Source organism: Streptomyces sp. NPDC012935, from assembly GCF_042900345.1.
In the GTDB taxonomy this organism is placed as follows: Bacteria; Actinomycetota; Actinomycetes; order Streptomycetales; family Streptomycetaceae; genus Streptomyces.
The window spans coordinates 44,592-61,415 of the sequence record NZ_JBIBBC010000001.1 but is presented as its reverse complement, the minus strand read 5'-3'; the positions used below and the strand labels follow the sequence as shown (position 1 = coordinate 61,415).

Genomic DNA, 16,824 nt, shown 5'->3' with positions numbered 1-16,824 from the left:
TCACGCCTCCCCGCTTTCCGGCCGAGTAGTCACCCGGCGTCAAGGAGTCACCCCTCGCCGAGGAGTCCGATCTCCGCCCAGATCGTCTTGCCGTCCGGCGTGTGCCGGCTGCCCCAGCGCTGGGTCAGCTGAGCGACCAGCAGCAGGCCGCGGCCACCCTCGTCGAACGTCTTGGCGCGGCGCAGATGCGGTGCCGTGTGGCTGGTGTCGGACACCTCGCAGATGAGCGTGCGTGCGTCATGGATCAGCCGGAGCCGAATGGGTTGGATGCCGTAGCGGATTGCGTTCGTCACCAGCTCGCTCACCACCAGCTCGGCCGTGAATGACGCCTCGCTCAGGTTCCAGACGTCGAGCTGCTCCAGCACCTGCTTGCGGATGGGCGCGACGAGTGCCGGGTCCGCCGGGATGTCCCAGGTCGCGACCCGGGAGGCGGGCAGCCCCTGAGTGCGGGCCAGCAGCAGGGCCACGTCGTCCGCGACGCCGCCCGCCGGGAGCAGGGCGCCCAGGACGCGGTCGCAGGTCTCTTCCAGGGAGTCGGAGGAGACCGCCAGCGCTTCGCACAGGAGCGAGTGGCTGGCGTCGACATCACGCGCCCGGGTCTCGATCAGGCCGTCGGTGTAGAAGGACAGCACTGTGCCCTCGCGCAGTTCGATCTCGGTGGACTCGAACGGCAGCCCGCCCAGACCCAGCGGCGGCCCCGCGGGCAGCTCGATCTCCCGCGGCTCGCCGCCGGGCGGGACCATGACGGGCGACGGGTGCCCGGCCCGGGCCAGTGTGCAGCGCCGGGAGACCGGGTCGTACACGGCGTACAGGCAGGTGGCGCCGACGTCACCGGAGCTGCCCTCGGTGCCTGCCTCGTCGGACAGCCGTACGACCAGGTCGTCGAGGTGGGTCAGCAGCTCGTCGGGCGCGAGGTCGATGTCGGCCAGGGTGCGCACGGCGGTGCGCAGCCGGCCCATGGTGGCCGAGGCCTGGATGCCGTGACCCACCACGTCCCCGACGACCATCGCCACCCGCATCCCCGACAGCGGAATCACGTCGAACCAGTCGCCGCCCACTCCGGAGCGCGCTGCCGGGAGATAGCGCGAGGCCGCTTCGAGGGCCGCCGTGCGCGGCAGGGACCGGGGCAGCAGGCTGCGCTGCAGGGCGAGGGCGGTCTCGCGTTCGCGGGAGTAGCGGCGGGCGTTGTCGATGCAGACGGCCGCGCGTGCCGTGACCTCCTCGGCCAGCAGCACGTCGTCGGGCGTGAACGGCCCGGGGTTCTTGAACCGGCTGAGCACGGCGACCCCGAGGGTGGTCCCGCGGGCCTGGATCGGTACGGCCATGGTGGTGTGGATGCCGTACGCCTTGATGCGCTCGGCGCGTTCGGGGTCCCAGGAGAGCCATCGCGTGAGGTCGTCGGTCGATGTCGAAGCCACGATGGTGTGGCCCGCCAGCAATGCGTCCGCCTGGGGCGACGGGGTGGGATACACATCGACATGGCCCGGCTTGACCACGGCTTCGGGGTTGCCCGTGTTGACGGACCGGTGGGCGGCGCGGCGCAGGCCGACCGGGGCGGTGGGCCGAGCGGTGGGTGATTCGCCCCCGTGCTCCGGCGGGTCCAGCAGATCGACGCTGACGAAGTCGGCGAGCGCGGGGACGCAGATGTCCGCCAGCTCTTGGGCCGTGCGTGTGACGTCGAGGGTGGTGCCGATGCGGACGCTGGCCTCGTTGACCAGCTGCAGTCGCTCCTGGGCCATGTACTGCTCGGTGAAGTCGTGCGCGGCGACGGACACGCCGCGCACCCGCCCCTTGGCGTCGGTGATCGGGGCCATGCGCGCCAGCCAGGCATGTGTCCGGTCACCGCCGACCGGGACGTACGTCCTTACGTCGGTGCCCTCTCCCGTGGTGAGCACGCGCAGGAGGTGTCGCTCCATGTCGTAGCTCTGGCGTCTGCCGGTCAGCTCGGGCGCCCGCAGCCCTCGCACATGCTCCTCGGAGAGCTGGAGGACCTCCGCCATGACGGGGTTGATCCTGCGTAGCCGGAGCCGCTCGTCGTAGACCGCGATGGCGCAGGGTGACTCGAGGAGCCCGACATGGGCCAGGGGATCGTCCGGCGGACGTGGGCCCTGCCCTTCGAGCGGCGTCACCACGAGCCAGCGAAAGGGGCCGCCACGCTCCGGGCGTACACGATGGGCGAGCACCCACACGGACAGCGTGCCGCCATCGCGATGGCGCAGGGTGAGAATGCCGTCCCAGCGGTCGCCCGGCGGGGCGCCGCTCCCCTGCCCGTCGGCCAGCAGCTCCGCGGCCGGGCGGCCCACGACCTCGGCGGCCCGGTGGCCCAGCAGCCGCTCGGCACCGGCGCCCCACTCGACGAGCACACCGTCGTCGCCGATGACCGCCCGGGCCGTCGCGGCCTCGTCGAACGGATACTCCGGGCTCATGCTCGCCACTCCAACGCGCACACTCACGGTGAACAAGCGTGTCAGCTGGGCTCCAGCCTAGTGCGTCGGCGACTCGCCCGTACCGGAACAATCGTGCGCGCCCTCGACCGCTCGGCCTTGCGTCCCGTCAGGATCTGGGCCACTGCCCCGGGTGCCACGGGCCGAGGCGGTGAGCGGTCAGGACAGGAATCGGTCCCGCCAGTTCCCGTCCGAACCGTTGACGGGGTGTCATGTCGCGAACAAGCATGGCAGCGTCCGCCTCTGGGAGCGCTCCCACCCTGAGCGTCACCCGTACCTCCCCCGAGGAGCCCAGACGTGAAACGACGCAGAACCACCCTGTTGTCCCTGACCGCCCTGCTGGCGGCGGGACTCACCGCACTCCCGTCCGCACCGGCCGGCGCCGATGAGGTCGAGCAGCTCAAGAACGGCACCTTCGAGACCACCACCGAGCCGTGGTGGACGAGCAGCAACGTCACCGCGGGCCTGTCCGACGGGCAGCTCTGCGCCGACGTGCCCGGCGGCACCGCCAACCCCTGGGACGCGGCCGTCGGACAGAACGACATCGCCCTGGTGAAGGGGCAGTCGTACCGTTTCTCCTTCACCGCGAAGGGCTCTCCCGAGGGGCATGCCGTGCGGGCGATCGTCGGTCTGTCGGCGGCGCCGTACGACACCTACTTCGAGGTGACGCCGCAGCTGAGCGTCTCCGGGAACTCCTACGCGTACACCTTCACCTCGCCCGTCGACACCCCGCAGGGCCAGGTCGCCTTCCAGCTCGGCGGCAGTGCGGACGCGTGGCGCTTCTGCATGGACGACGCGTCGCTGCTGGGGGGTGTCCCGCCGGAGGTGTACGAGCCGGACACCGGGCCCCGGGTGCGGGTGAACCAGGTCGCCTATCTGCCCGCCGGACCGAAGAACGCCACGCTGGTCACCGACGCGACCGGGAAGCTGCCCTGGCAGCTCAAGAACGCCTCCGGTGCTGTCGTCGCCCACGGCTGGACCGTGCCGCGCGGCACCGACGCGTCCTCCGCGCAGAACGTCCACTCCATCGACTTCGGCGCCTACCGCAAGCAGGGTGAGGACTTCACGCTCGTCGCCGACGGGGAGACGAGCCGCCCCTTCGGCATCGGCACGGCCGCCTACGACCGGCTGCGCCTGGACGCGGTGAAGTACTACTACACGCAGCGCAGCGGCATCGCGATCCGCGACGATCTGCGTCCGGGCTACGCCCGCGCCGCCGGACATGTCGACGTCGCGCCCAACCAGGGCGACGGCAACGTGCCCTGCCAGCCGGGCGTCTGCGACTACCGGCTCGACGTCACCGGTGGCTGGTACGACGCCGGCGACCACGGCAAGTACGTCGTCAACGGCGGCATCTCCGTGTGGGAGCTGCTGAGCACGTACGAACGCGAACGGCTGGCCCGCACCGGGGAGCCGAAGAAGCTGGGCGACGGCACGCTCGCCATCCCGGAGAGCGGCAACAAGGTGCCGGACATCCTCGACGAGGTCCGCTGGGAGCTGGAGTTCCTGCTGAAGATGCAGGTGCCCGCGGGGCAGCCGCTGGCCGGCATGGCGCACCACAAGATCCACGACGAGCAGTGGACGGGCCTGCCGCTGCTGCCGAGTGCCGATCCGCAGAAGCGGGAGCTGCATCCGCCGTCCACCGCGGCGACCCTGAACCTGGCGGCGACGGCCGCGCAGGCGGCGCGCCTGTACCGGCCGTACGACAAGGAGTTCGCGGCGAAGACCCTGGCGGCCGCTCGGAAGGCGTGGTCGGCGGCGCTCGCGCATCCCGACCGGTACGCCTCCGAGAGTGACGGCATCGGCGGCGGCACCTACGCCGACGGCAACGTCACCGACGAGTTCTACTGGGCGGCGGCCGAGCTGTATCTCAGCACCGGTGAGCGGGAGTTCGCGGACCACGTCATCAACTCCCCGGTGCACACGGCCGACATCTTCGGCCCGCTCGGCTACGACTGGGCCAGGACGGCGGCAGCGGCCCGGCTCGACCTCGCGACCGTGCCGAGCAGGCTGCCCGGGAGGGACAAGGTGCGCCAGTCCGTGCTCAAGGGAGCGGACCGCTATCTGGCCACCCTGAAGTCACAGGCGTACGGCATGCCCTACGACCCGCCCGAGAACCTCTACGACTGGGGATCCAACCACCAGATCCTGCACAACGCCGTCGTCGTCGCGACCGCCTACGACATCACGGGTGACTCGAAGTACCGCGACGGCGCCGTGCAGAGCATGGACTATCTGTTCGGCCGCAACGCGTTGAACATCTCGTACGTGACCGGCTACGGCGAGGTCAACTCCCGTAACCAGCACGCCCGTTGGTACGCCCGTCAGCTCGACCCGAGCCAGCCGAACCCGCCGGTCGGCACACTCGCAGGCGGGCCGAACTCGAGCATCCAGGACCCCTACGCACAGAGCAGACTCCAGGGCTGCGTCGGTCAGTTCTGCTACATCGACGACATCCAGTCCTGGTCCACGAACGAGCACACGATCAACTGGAACTCCGCCCTGGCCCGGATGGCCTCCTTCGTGGCCGGCCAGGCCTAGACCGACGCGAGAGCCGTGAGCCCGCCGCCGCACCTCGCGGCGGCGGGCTCACGGCAGTGGCCGGCGGCTGTTACCGGGTGATGTTCTTGATCGGGAGTTCCTTGGTCACGCCGGACATGTAGTAGTCCTTGGGCGCCGAGAAGAGCACGAACTCGTTGTCGTAGCCGCGGACCGTGGTGTTGATCGTGAAGTTGCCGTCGGCGTCCGTGGTGGCCTGCGCGTTGTACTCGGTCTCGAAGTACTGCCGCAGGAACACCCGGGTGCCCTCGACCGGGCCGTGCCCGGCGGGCCAGGCGACCTTGCCGGTGACGGTCAGGCGCGTACCGGCGTGCACGATGATGTTGCTGACCCGGTAGGACAGGGAGCTCGCGACGGGCTGGACGCTCACCTCCGCGTCCGCGAACGCCATCTGGCCGTCGGTGGGGTTGTCCGTGTCGTACATGGCACGGAACATCACCTCGTGGCGGGGGTTGAGGTAGGGGCTCGGCCGGCCGTCCCAGCGGTCCGCGGGCACGTCCTCCAGCTTGAAGCGCCCCTCGGAGTCCGTACGGACGGTGCCCAGGCTGCGGGTCTCCCATTCCGTCGGGTCGATGGGGTCGCCCCACGGGTTCCAGGTCCTGAACAGTACGGACTGCTCGAGCTGGACCGGGTGGTTCGCGGCGGGCGTCCCGTCCGGACCGGTCAGGGTCCCGGTCAGGTCGACCGTGCGGTGGTCGAAGTCGGTGGTGTCGGTGCTGGTGGTGAGGGTCACCGTGTAGTCCCGGTCCGCCGAGTGGGCGGACGGTACGACCACCGCGCTCGCAAGCACGGTGAGGGCCGCCACGGCGATCGGTCGAGCGGCCAGTAAGCGCATACGCACGTGAACTCCGTTGTGGTGAGGCGTGATGTCGTGCCGGGAGCATGCGGGGGTGTGTGCCGGCATGGGTGTGACACCCGGGACATCACCGGAGGTTGTATGGCATTTCAGATATACATCGCCGGTAAACCCGGAGTTCGGTGGCAGGTCACCTACTGGTTCCTTCGCGGCTCGTGCTCCACGAGTTGGCCAGGCCGCTCGTGGGCGGTCAGCGTGTGCAGTGCGGCCTGGTCCAGTGGCTGGTGCACCTCGACGTACTCGCCGTGCGGGAGCCGCTTGATCACGCCGGTCTCCCGGCCATGCAACACCCGTTCCCGGTCCTGGAGTTGCAGCCCCAGGCAGATGCGCCGGGAGACGATGAACACGAGTACCGGGACGGTCAGCGCCGCGATCCGGATCGCCCAGGTCACCGCGTTGATCGACAGATGGAGCCGGGTCGCCACGATGTCGTTGCCGCCGCCGGCCAGGAGGATCAGATAGAGGCTGATCCAGGCCGCGCCGATGCCCGTGCGGACGGGGCGGTTGCGGGGGCGGTCGAGGAGGTGGTGCTCGCGCTTGTCGCCGCTGATCCACGCCTCCAGGAAGGGATACACGCCGATGAACACGAGCAGCAGGGGGAAGACCACGACCGGGATCAGCACGCCGAGGACGAGCGTGTGGCCCCACAAAGTGATCTCCCAGCCCGGCATGATGCGGACCAGCCCCTCGGCGAAGCCCAGGTACCAGTCGGGCTGCGCGCCGGTGGAGACCTGGTCCGCGCGGTAGGGGCCGTACGACCAGACCGGGTTGATCGACGCCACCGCCGCGATCACGGTGAGAGCACCGAAGACCAGGAAGAAGAAGCCGCCCGCCTTCGCCAGGTACACCGGCATGAACGGGGCGCCGACGACGTTGCGTTCGGTGCGCCCGGGACCCGCGAACTGCGTGTGCTTGTGGTACACGACCAGCAGGACGTGCGCCACGACCAGCGCCGCCATGATGCCGGGGATCACGAGGATGTGCAGCGAGTAGAACCGGGCCACGATGTCATGGCCCGGGAACTCCCCGCCGAACAGGAACATCGACAGATACGTCCCGACGATCGGCACGGACAACAGCGCCCCGTTCACGAACCGCAGCCCCGTCCCCGACAGCAGGTCGTCCGGCAGCGAATAGCCGAACAGGCCCTCGAACAGGCCCAGGAACAGCAGGCTCCAGCCGAACAGCCAGTTGATCTCCCGCGGCTTGCGGAACGACCCCGTGAAGAAGTGCCGCATCATGTGCGTGAGCATCCCGGCGACGAAGACCAGCGCCGCCCAGTGGTGCAGCTGCCGCATCAGCAGCCCGCCCCGCACGTCGAAGCTGATGTCCAGCGTGGACGCGTACGCCTCGGACATGCGGACGCCGTTCAGCGGCAGGTAACTGCCGTGGTACGTCACCTCGTTCATCGACGGATGGAAGAAGAGGGTGAGGTACACGCCCGTCAGGATCAGGACGACGAAGCTGTAGAGGCAGATCTCACCGAGCAGGAAGGACCAGTGGTCCGGGAAGACCTTGCGCAGGTACTTCCGGCCGAGCGAGTGGATGCCGAGCCGCCCGTCGAACCAGTCCGCCACCCGCTCGCCCCTGCCGGGCAGCTCCCGGGCGCTCACGCGTCCTCCCGGTGCACATGCGTCAGCTTGTCGGGGTTGCTCACCACGTAGACGCCGGACACCCGGTCGCCGTCGGGTGTGAGATCCAGGACCAGGACGGCGTACGGCTCCTCGCCCTCGAACAGCACCACCGCGTCGTCGCCGTTGACGCGCCGGTAGCGCAGCTCCAGGCTGCCGCCCCCACCGCCCCGGCGCGCATACGAGCCGAACAGCCGGACCGCCTTGTCCCGGCCGTGCACCGGACGCAGCCCCGCCGGCTTCCGCTTGCCGCCCGCGTCCGTCCACACCGTCACGTCCGGCGCGAGGATCTCCATCAGCGCGGCGAGGTCCCCGCCCACCGCGGCCCGCACGAACCGTTCCGTCGCCTCCCGTCGCACCCGTGGATGCGCCTCGTACAGCGGCCGCCGCGCATGCACGTGCCCTCGCGCCCGATGGGCCAGCTGCCGTACGGCCGCCGGGCTGCGGTCGATGATCTGCGCGATCTCCGTGTGCGGGTATCCGAACACCTCGTGCAGCACGAACACCGCGCGTTCCAGCGGTGTCAGCGACTCCAGGACGACCAGCATCGCCAGCGACACGGACTCGGTGCGCAGGGCAGGATCGTCGGCGCCGTCCTCCTCGCCTGCCGCGACCAGCGGCTCGGGCAGCCACGAGCCGACGTACGTCTCCTGGCGGCGGCTGATCGCCGCCCGCCGCGTCAGCGCGTGGTTGACGGCGATCCGCACGAGGTACGCCCGCGGATTGTCGACCCCGTCGAGCGGCGAGCCCTCGTTGCGCGCCGTCCACGACAGCCAGGTCTCCTGCAGCACGTCCTCGGTGTCGGCGACGCTGCCGAGCATGTTGTAGACGACGCCGAACATCAGCTCGCGATGCTCGACGAAGACGCCGGTCGCGTCGTCGGTGACGGGTACGGGGGTGTCGGACATACGTGGGCCTCCCAGTGCGCGCTCACTACTGCGAGGTCCGGCGGGGGCCGGAATGTGACATCCCACGGTCGAATGTGACCCAGGTCTCGGTCGCGTGGCGGGCAGCGCGTAACGGACCGGGGGTTCCACCCCTGCCTGGTACCGGCGTAGATCACACCTGACCTGCGGGAATTTACGGGTAAGTACCCGAGCGGTACCGTGAACGCATGCCAGCTCTCAATGTGGAGTTCAGCGACCGCGAGCTAGAGGACCTGCGGCAGATCGCCAAGGAACGCGGTACGTCGATGAAGGCGCTCGTGCGGGAGGCCGCCGCGGCCGACATAGCGCGGCACCGGGCGCTGCAGGAGGGCGCCGAGGCCTTCCGCCGGTTCTTCGCGTCGCACGCCGACGAATTCGCGGCCGCCTTCCCCGACGACGAACCGTCCGCCAAGGGCGCGGGACGGGCCGCCTGAGCGATGGCACCCGTCATTCATATCGACGTGCCCTGGCTGCTCCAGCGGCACGAAGAGGTCCTGCCGGACCAGCCCACGGTCAACGACTTCTCCGCGCTGGTCGCCGCCGTCGCCCGCCATCGCGTGGATCCGCCCCGCCTGGGCGTCGACTCAGACCCGGCCTGGCGGGCCGCGGCCCTGCTGCACACCCTCGCCCTGCTCAAGCCGCTTCCCTCGGCCAACGCCCGCTTCGCCTGTGCGTCCGCGGTGGCCTACATGTTCGTCAGCGGCGTCGGCATCGACCCGCCCTACGGCGCCCTGGTGGACCTCGCGCGTGACCTGATCTCCGGCAAGGCCGACGTGTACGGCGCCGCCGACCGGCTGCGCTCCTGGCAGATCTGAGGCCGGCCGGTCCCCGTTCTCCCCGCCGCCGGGGGCCGCCGACCGAGGGCGGGGAGAACGGGGTCGGCGGCCCCGTGGCGCACAGGAGAGCCTCCCCCAGGTCGCGGCTTCGCTCGAACCGGGGGACCCCCACCCCGCGCGGGGCCTTCCGAGAGGGCCGCTCCCAGTGGACTACGCCGGCGTGCGCGCCGGGGAGCGCGCGTGGTGCTCCGGCGCGTGCAGGAGATTCACACGGGGCGCATGGAATGTCGAAAGCTCACGCAGGTGCGGCCAGTTGCCGATGTTTCTGACTTTCTTTCAAAGGGGCGGATGTTGCCCGAGTGCCTTGTTGGCCATCCGTGCGCTGTGCAAGGGTGAACCACCCGTGGGGGTGGAAAAGGCCGGGGCTCATACGTTCCGTGGGGAACCGGAGCGGGTGGGCTCTGGTGAATTCCCGCTCCTCGCGCAGGTGCCGAAGAGGTACACACCAAGTCGCTCGGTCCTTTTCGGCGATCAGAACTTCTCAGTCATGAGCGTGGGAAGGAATCCGTTCAGTGCCCACCCCCCACCCCCCTCGCCCTCCTTACCCGCCGCCCGGCGGGGTTCCGGAGGAATCCGACGAAGGTCTCGCCGGCCGGCTCCGGGGCCGTCCGGACGGCGAGGCCGCACCCTTGGTCGCGCTGCTGATGGCGCGGCACTGGCAACCGGCCCACGAGTACGCGGTGATCTGCCTCGCCTCCCCGGGCACCACCGCCGACATGGTCACCGCCGCCGCCTTCCACCAGGTTCTCGACCGCCTGGCGCTGGGTGAGCCGGCCACCGCACTGCGACCTCGGCTCCTCGTCGCCGTCCGGGACGTGGTGCGGCAGTGGTCGGCCGACGAGCGAATAGCGAGCGTTCTGCCGGCGCTGGGGAAACCCGCCGGCGGCCGCGGTATGCGTACCGCGAAGTCCATGACGCCCGAAAATCGCAAGCTCGCCGATCGGTCATTCCAGGCACTTCCGGGACTTGCCCGATGTCTGCTCTGGCATAGCGAGGTGGAGGCCGAGCCGGTAAGCGTGCCCGCCGGTCTGTTGGGCATGGATACCGTTACCGCCTCGGCCGCGCTCGAACAGGCGCGTGATAAATTCCGCGAAGGTTGTGTACATGCTCATCGAGAACTCGCGCCGACGAAGGATTGCCGGTTCTACAACCGCCTCCTCGACGTCCCGATTCGCCGGGGCGGGGCCTTGCTGCCGGATGTCCAGCAGCATCTGGCGGAGTGCCGCTACTGCCGTAACGCGGCCGAACAACTGAGCCATTTCGAGGGCGGGCTGGGCGTACTCATCGCCGAGGCGGTGCTCGGCTGGGGCGCGCGCCGCTATCTCGACACCAGACCGGGGCGCGCCAAGTCCGACGGACCCCGCGCACGCGGCTCCGCCCGGCACGGCGCCGGACGACGGGGTCTCCTGTCGCGGATCCCCGCGCAGGTGCGCAGGCCGCCCGGTGGACCGCGTGCCTCGCGGACGCTGCTCACGGGAGTGGGCCTGGCCTCTGCCGGGCTGATCGCGATCATGCTCGCCGCGGGTCTGCTGTCCGACGACGACGGGGTCGACCCGGCCGCCTCTGCCACCGGCGGCGGCACCGCATCCCCGCCGCCCCCGACCGTGTCCTCCGCGCCGCCCGGCACGGCCCAACTCCCCAACGCCCCGCGGCAGACCAGGTTGCGCAACGCCGACGCCGACCTGTGCCTCGACATCCGGGGTGAGCCGAAGGAGGGGGCCGGGACCAGGTTGGCCGACTGCTCGGCCGACGACACCCAGCAGTGGACGTACGAGAAGGACGGCCGGCTGCGCAGCGTGGCGGACCCCGACCTGTGCCTGGACTCTCACGTGGACGCCGGCGTGGTGATCCTCGGCAAGTGCGCCGACGAGGATTCCGAGCGGGCCGACGACGTGCGCTACGACCTCACCGTCCGGGGCGAGTTGCTGCCCCGCTGGGACGAGCAGCTCGCCCTCGCGGCCACGACGGCGGACGACGGCGCCGAGATCGTCGTCAAGGTCCGCGAGGGTACCGGCGCCCAGCGCTGGCTCACCGATCCGGCGACATCGGCGAGCCCCGGATCGCTGTCGGGCGAGCAGGCCGGGACGCCTGCGGCGCGGTCGGTGCGCATGGGGGAGGAGAAGGCGTAGACACCTGGGGGCGGCCCCGAGCCCCCAGGTGCCCGCGAGGCCGGCCTAGTTCACGACATCCCGCGGTGTGCCGCCCGAGAGGAAGTCCGTCACGTTCTGGACGGCGGCCAGGGCGATGCGGATGAGGGTTTCGCGGGTGACGCCGCCGACGTGGGGGGAGAGCACCACGTTCGGGGCGCGGAGCAGGCGCAGGGCCGGGGTGGGCGGTTCGGGGTCGAAGACGTCGATGCCCGCTCCGGCCACGGCGCCCTTCTCCAGCGCGTCCGCGAGGGCGTCCTGGTCGATCAGGGCGCCCCGCGCGGTGTTGATCACGAACGCCGTCGGTTTGAGAAGCGCCAGCCGCTCGGCGTTCAGCAGGAGCCGGGTCTCGGCGGTGAGCGGGGTGTGCAGGGAGACGTAGTCGGAGGTGCTCAGCAGTTCGGCGAGCGGGACGTGGCGAGCGCCGCCGAACTCGGCCTCCGTCTCGGGCGGCAGTCGGCGGCGTCCGGCGTAGACCACGCTCATGTCGAACGCGGCGGCGCGGCGCGCGACTTGCCGGCCGATCTGGCCCAGGCCCACGATGCCGAGCGTCTTGCCGGACAGTTCGGTCAGCGAGTGCTGGAGCCGGGGGAGTGCCCAGTCGGCCTCGACGAGCGCGGTGTGGGCGGGCACGATCTGCTTGGCCAGCGCGAGCATGAGGGCGAAGGTCTGCTCGGCCACGTTCTGCGCCTCGGCGCCGCTGGAGCCGATGTTGCACACCCGCACGCTCCGCTCGCGCGCCGCCTCCACGTCGACGTAGTCGAAGCCGTGGCTCGCGCACTGCACGAGCTGCAACTTGGGTGCGGCGGCGAGGTGTTCGCCGGTCACCGGGGCCAGGGCGGTGATGACGACGTGTGCCGAGCGCAGCGCTGCCGGGTCCTCGTCGGCCGCCTCGACGACGGTGACCCTCGCTCCCTCGGGGAAGAGGGTGGCCAGTCCGGCCCCGATGTCCCGCCCGCCCACGTGGGGCGAGATGACGGCGAGGACGTTCTTCGTGAGGGTCATGCGGTTTCCTCGATGAGGTCGGCGGGGCCGATCGTGGCGGGCGTCGCGTGCCCGGACAGGGCGAGGGTGAGGTCGAGTTCGGCCAGCAGACAGCGGATGACGTGCTCGACGCCCGCCTGTCCGTCGAGGCCGAGCCCGTACGCGTACGGCCGTCCGACGAGCACCGCCCGCGCGCCGAGCGCGAGGGCCTTGAAGATGTCGTCGCCGGTGCGCACGCCGCTGTCGAACAACACGGCCAGCCGGTCACCGACTGCCAACACCACCCGGGGAAGAGCGTCGGCCGCCCCGACGGAGCCGGCGACCTGGCGGCCGCCGTGGTTGGAGACGACGACGCCGTCCATCCCGGCGTCGGCCGCCGCGCGGGCGTCGTCCGGATGCACCACGCCCTTCAGGACGATCGGGCCGTCCCAGTTCTCCCGCAGGAACGCCAGGTCCGGCCAGGTCTTCGCAGGGTCCGAGAACATGCCGACGAAGTGCATGACGGCCGCGTTCGGATCCTCGTGCACGGGCTTGGCCAGACCCGCCTGGAAGGCCGGGTCGCTGAAGTAGTTGGCGGTGCCCACACCGTGCAGGAACGGCAGATACGCCTGATCGAGGTCGCGTGGCCGCCAGGCCAGCATCGGCGTGTCCAGGGTGACGACGAGGGCGGTGAACCCGGCCGCCTTCGCCCGGTTCAGGAAACTCCGGGCCACCTCCGGGTCCTTCGGCCAGTACAGCTGGAACCAGCGCTCGGCGTCCCCCATCGCCTCCGCGACCTGTTCCATGGGGGTGCTGGACGCCGAGGACAGGGTGAACGGCACGCCCTGTGCGGCGGCGGCCCGGGCGGCCGCACACTCGGCGTCCGGGTGCATGATCGACAGCACTCCGACGGGCGCCAGTGCCAGCGGAGCGGGCAGGGCGCGCCCCAACACCTCCACGGACAGGTCACGTTGGTGCACGTCCCGCAGCATGCGTGGCACTATCCGGCGCCGCCGCAGCGCCTCCCGGTTGGCGCGGGCGGTGCTGCCGTCGCCCGCACTGCCCGCCACATAGCCGACAGGACCGGGACCGAGGCGCTGCTCGGTGAGCTCCTCCAGCCGGGTCAGATCGGTGGGGAGCCGGGGTACGGCGCCCGTCATCCCGTTCAGATAGATCTCGTACTGGAAGTCCGCCCAGTGCTTGCCCATGCGTAGGCCCCGCCTCTCGTCACTGAGAACGCGCTGTACGCCGACCATACCGACCGGTAGGCGGGGGAGTGGATCAGGGGCTCGCCACTGACTCGTGCAGGATGCGAGCCAGTTCGCGCGGCTGGGAGAACATCGGCCAGTGACCGGTGTCCATGGTCACGAGCTCCCAGCGGTCGCTCTTGAGGAGTTCGGCCGCGGCGGGCATCGGCTCGTCGCCGTCGAGCAGGCACTTGATGTAGAGGCCCGGAAGCTCACTCAGCGGGCGTGGCATGACCGCCGGTTCGGTCAACGTGGCACCCGGGTGCGGGGTGGCGCCGTCGACGAGGCGGGCGATCTGCTCGTCCGTCATCCCCTGGCCCGCGAAGTCGGCAGCTGAGAGCGGCGGCCACACGCCGCCGTTGTCCTCGATCGCCGTCCGCACCTCGTCGCTCAGCCAGCCCGACAGGAACGACTCCCCGTCGACTGCGGCATTCGCGTCGACCAGCACCACGCGCCTGAGCCGGTCACCGATCCGCTCGGCCGCCTGCCCGACCGGAATGCCGGCGTAGCTGTGCCCGACGAGGACGACGTCCCTCGGGTCGAGGCGCTCGACCTCCGCCACGATGTCCTGGACGTGGGTCTGCTGTCCGGCGCTGACACCGCGCTTCTCGGCGAGTCCGGACAGCGTCAGCGGATGGACGTCGTGCCCCGCAGCGCGCAGTTCGCCCGCCACCTCGTCCCACACCCACGCCCCGAGCCACGTCCCTGCCACAAGTACGAAGTTGGTCATGCTCGCAACGTAGCCGACGGGTCTGACAACGGCTCCTCGTGACCCTTCGCGCCGGGCCCGGTGACCGGCGGTACGGCCACCTCGACCGTCCGGGCCAGCCGCGCCCCCTCCGGCCCGTACACCGCCCTCGGCTCGGGGAACACCCGCAGCAGCGCCACGAACACCGCGGCCGCGACGACCAGCGACAACGGCAGGCTGATGTCCACCCCGCCCGCGAGATCGCCCAGCGGGCCGACGAACTGGCCCGGAATGTTGGTGAACAGCACGCCCAGCAGCGCCGCCACCCACCACGCGGTCATGCCCCGCCAGTTCCAGCCGTGCGCGAACCAGTAACGGCCGCCGCGCTGACGGCGGTTGAAGACCTGCAGGGCGTCGGGGTCGTACCAGCCGCGCCGGGTCCAGTAGCCCAGCATCATCACGACCATCCAGGGCGTGGTGCAAGTGATGATCATCGTGGCGAAGGTCGAGATCGACTGCACCAGGTTCAGCCCGAACCGTCCGATGAAGATGAACGTGATCGACAACGCGCCGACCAGCAGCGTCGCCTGCACCCGCGACAGCCGCGGGAACACCGAGGAGAAGTCGAGCCCGGTCCCGTACAGCGCGGTCGTGCCTGTCGCCATGCCGCCGATCAGCGCCAGCAGACACACCGGCAGGAAGTACCAGCCGGGCGAGATCGCCAGCAGGCCGCCCACGAAGTCGGGGGCGCCCGGGTCGACGTACTCAGGGACCTTCGTGGCGATGATGCTCGCCGTCGCCAGGCCGAACACGAACGGCAGCAGCGTCGCGATCTGCGACAGGAACGCGGCGCCGATCACCTTGCGGCGCGGGGTGCTCGCGGGGATGTAGCGCGACCAGTCGCCGAGGAACGCCCCGAAGGAGACGGGGTTGGACAGCACGATCAGAGCCGCGCCGATGAAGGACGGCCAGAACAGCGACCGGGTCGCCGCGTCCGCGGAGTCGGTGAAGACGCCTGTGTACGACGGGTCGAAGTCACCGGCGAACGCGACCACACCGAGCAGGAACAGCACGCTCGCCGCGGGCACGGCGACCTTGTTGACGAACAGCATGAAGCGGAACCCGTACACGCACACCGCGAGAACCAGCCCCGCGAACAGGGCGTAGGCGACGACGTACGACAGGTCGCCGCGCGGCAGGCCGAAGAGCTGGTGCGCGCCGCCGACCAGGGCGTCGCCCGAGCTCCACACCGAGATGGAGAAGAACGCGACCGCCGTCAGTAGGGACAGGAACGAGCCGACCACGCGGCCGTGCACACCGAGGTGCGCGGAGGAGGAGACGGCGTTGTTGGTGCCGTTGACCGGTCCGAACACCGCCATGGGGCACAGGATCAGCGCACCCGCGACGACCCCGAGGAGCGTGGCCGCGAGGCCCTGCCAGAAGGAGAGGCCGAACAGGATCGGGAAGGCCCCCAGGACACAGGTGGAGAAGGTGTTGGCGCCACCGAAGGCGAGGCGGAACAGGTCCAGCGGGGAGGCGCTGCGTTCGGCGTCGGGAATGCGGTCGACGCCGTGGGTCTCGACCTCGGTGAAGGAGGGAGCGGGGGAGGGGCGTTGGGCCTGGGAGGCCGCTGGGAACTGCGAGGACAAGGGAGGGCTCCAGCGTGGGCGGGCGGTGGAGCGCGTTGTGGCGCGGCGGGGACGACGGCCGGTGCCTGCCGCTGCCGCTGGGGTGTGCGGGCAGCGCGGATGCCGTCCTCTCGGGGTCTGCAGACCGTAAGGCGGTCTGCGGGAGCCGCACCAGAGGACGGTTCATCCACCTTCGGTGCCGTGAATGGACGAAACCTCCATCAGTCGGTGTCCTTGGGTGCCTCCTGCGTGTCCGTGTCCGGTGCGTCCGGCCCCTGTGCCCGCACCCGTTGGACGTTCTCAAGTGACTCGCGCAGTTCGGTGAGCCAGTCGTCCGTGTGCCGCTGGACGAGCCGTACGCACCAGGCGAGGGCGTCGCTGCGGCTGCGGGCGACCCCGCCGGCGATCAGGGTGTCGAGGACCTGGCGCTCGGGCTGCCGGAGCCGGGTCATCACGGGTGCGGCAATGTGCGTGAACATGGCGCGCTCACCGTCGCACTCCACGCCCCAGGAAACCTTTCTGCGGAATCGGTGCTCCGCCTCGCGGGCCACCTCGATCCGGGTCTCACGGGTGCGCTCCCGGAACTCCTGGATCCGGCCCTCCACGGCCGCCTCCCGCTCCGCTGCCGAGCCGCCCTCGGCGAGGTGAGGTGCGGGAATGCGGCCGATCACGGTGATCTCCTCGCGGTCGACCGTGACCTCGGTCAGCTCCTCGAAGAGGTCGTCCGGCAGGCGGCCGGCGAACCAGCCGCGCAGCTTCTGTCGTTGTTCGCTGGTAATCATGTAATCACGATTACTCGGGACAGCCATGAACACAAGGGGCGTCGGGGCGTGTCAGCCGAGGGCTCAACCGGAATGTTTCAGGCCTATTAATGAGCGTGCGAGATCCGGCCACTCGGC

General features: G+C 70.5%; 13 protein-coding genes. 4 read left to right on the top strand and 9 right to left on the bottom strand.

The genetic code is table 11. The features are described from left to right. Positions 1-47: 47 nt before the first annotated feature. Positions 48-2,426 carry a SpoIIE family protein phosphatase gene (locus ACFY5C_RS00255; protein WP_389438813.1) on the bottom strand — a complete coding sequence of 793 codons (2,379 nt, stop codon included), beginning with the start codon at positions 2,424-2,426 and terminating at the stop codon, positions 48-50. Between the two features lie 315 nt (positions 2,427-2,741). Between ACFY5C_RS00255 and ACFY5C_RS00250 the strand changes: the two genes are divergently transcribed. After that, the gene (locus ACFY5C_RS00250) at positions 2,742-4,985 is read left to right on the top strand and encodes a glycoside hydrolase family 9 protein (RefSeq protein WP_389438811.1); all 2,244 of its coding nucleotides are present in this window, start codon (positions 2,742-2,744) and stop codon (positions 4,983-4,985) included. A 70-nt stretch (positions 4,986-5,055) separates the two neighbouring features. On the opposite strand, the gene ACFY5C_RS00245 is transcribed toward ACFY5C_RS00250, so the two are convergent. The 3 genes from ACFY5C_RS00245 to sigJ form a co-directional block, all read right to left on the bottom strand. After that, on the bottom strand, positions 5,056-5,844 hold the full coding sequence (locus ACFY5C_RS00245; RefSeq protein ID WP_389438809.1) for an acyl carrier protein: 789 nt from the start codon (positions 5,842-5,844) through the stop codon (positions 5,056-5,058). 149 nt (positions 5,845-5,993) lie between these two features. Further along, the gene (locus ACFY5C_RS00240) at positions 5,994-7,472 is read right to left on the bottom strand and encodes a cytochrome bc complex cytochrome b subunit (protein ID WP_389438807.1); all 1,479 of its coding nucleotides are present in this window, start codon (positions 7,470-7,472) and stop codon (positions 5,994-5,996) included. Next, positions 7,469-8,398 carry an RNA polymerase sigma factor SigJ gene (sigJ, locus tag ACFY5C_RS00235; protein ID WP_389438805.1) on the bottom strand — a complete coding sequence of 310 codons (930 nt, stop codon included), beginning with the start codon at positions 8,396-8,398 and terminating at the stop codon, positions 7,469-7,471. The genes ACFY5C_RS00240 and sigJ overlap by 4 nt, the downstream gene beginning before the upstream one ends. 206 nt (positions 8,399-8,604) lie before the next feature. Here sigJ and ACFY5C_RS00230 point away from each other — a divergent pair, with 206 nt between their 5' ends. From ACFY5C_RS00230 to ACFY5C_RS00220, 3 genes are all read left to right on the top strand, one after another. Beyond that, a complete protein-coding gene (locus ACFY5C_RS00230; protein WP_093909931.1) occupies positions 8,605-8,850 on the top strand; it encodes a hypothetical protein in 246 nt (81 codons plus the stop codon). Between the two features lie 3 nt (positions 8,851-8,853). Then, positions 8,854-9,231 carry a toxin Doc gene (locus ACFY5C_RS00225; RefSeq protein WP_369275183.1) on the top strand — a complete coding sequence of 126 codons (378 nt, stop codon included), beginning with the start codon at positions 8,854-8,856 and terminating at the stop codon, positions 9,229-9,231. Between the two features lie 533 nt (positions 9,232-9,764). Further along, complete coding sequence (locus tag ACFY5C_RS00220; protein ID WP_389438803.1) at positions 9,765-11,381, top strand: RICIN domain-containing protein; 1,617 nt, start codon at positions 9,765-9,767, stop codon at positions 11,379-11,381. Between the two features lie 45 nt (positions 11,382-11,426). On the opposite strand, the gene ACFY5C_RS00215 is transcribed toward ACFY5C_RS00220, so the two are convergent. From ACFY5C_RS00215 to ACFY5C_RS00195, 5 genes are all read right to left on the bottom strand, one after another. Beyond that, complete coding sequence (locus tag ACFY5C_RS00215) at positions 11,427-12,404, bottom strand: 2-hydroxyacid dehydrogenase (protein ID WP_389438801.1); 978 nt, start codon at positions 12,402-12,404, stop codon at positions 11,427-11,429. After that, positions 12,401-13,570: a lactate 2-monooxygenase gene (locus ACFY5C_RS00210; protein ID WP_389438799.1), complete on the bottom strand. Its 1,170-nt coding sequence runs from the start codon at positions 13,568-13,570 to the stop codon at positions 12,401-12,403. Before ACFY5C_RS00210 ends, ACFY5C_RS00215 begins: the two co-directional genes overlap by 4 nt. Before the next feature lie 73 nt (positions 13,571-13,643). Further along, positions 13,644-14,339, bottom strand: coding sequence for an alpha/beta fold hydrolase (locus ACFY5C_RS00205; protein ID WP_389438797.1), 696 nt, complete (start codon positions 14,337-14,339; stop codon positions 13,644-13,646). Further along, positions 14,336-15,946 (bottom strand): purine-cytosine permease family protein, encoded by a 1,611-nt coding sequence (locus tag ACFY5C_RS00200; protein ID WP_389438796.1) that lies wholly within the window; start codon positions 15,944-15,946, stop codon positions 14,336-14,338. The genes ACFY5C_RS00205 and ACFY5C_RS00200 overlap by 4 nt, the downstream gene beginning before the upstream one ends. Before the next feature lie 200 nt (positions 15,947-16,146). Continuing rightward, positions 16,147-16,707, bottom strand: a complete 561-nt coding sequence (locus ACFY5C_RS00195) for a hypothetical protein (RefSeq protein ID WP_389438794.1) — start codon at positions 16,705-16,707, stop codon at positions 16,147-16,149. Positions 16,708-16,824: the final 117 nt, after the last annotated feature.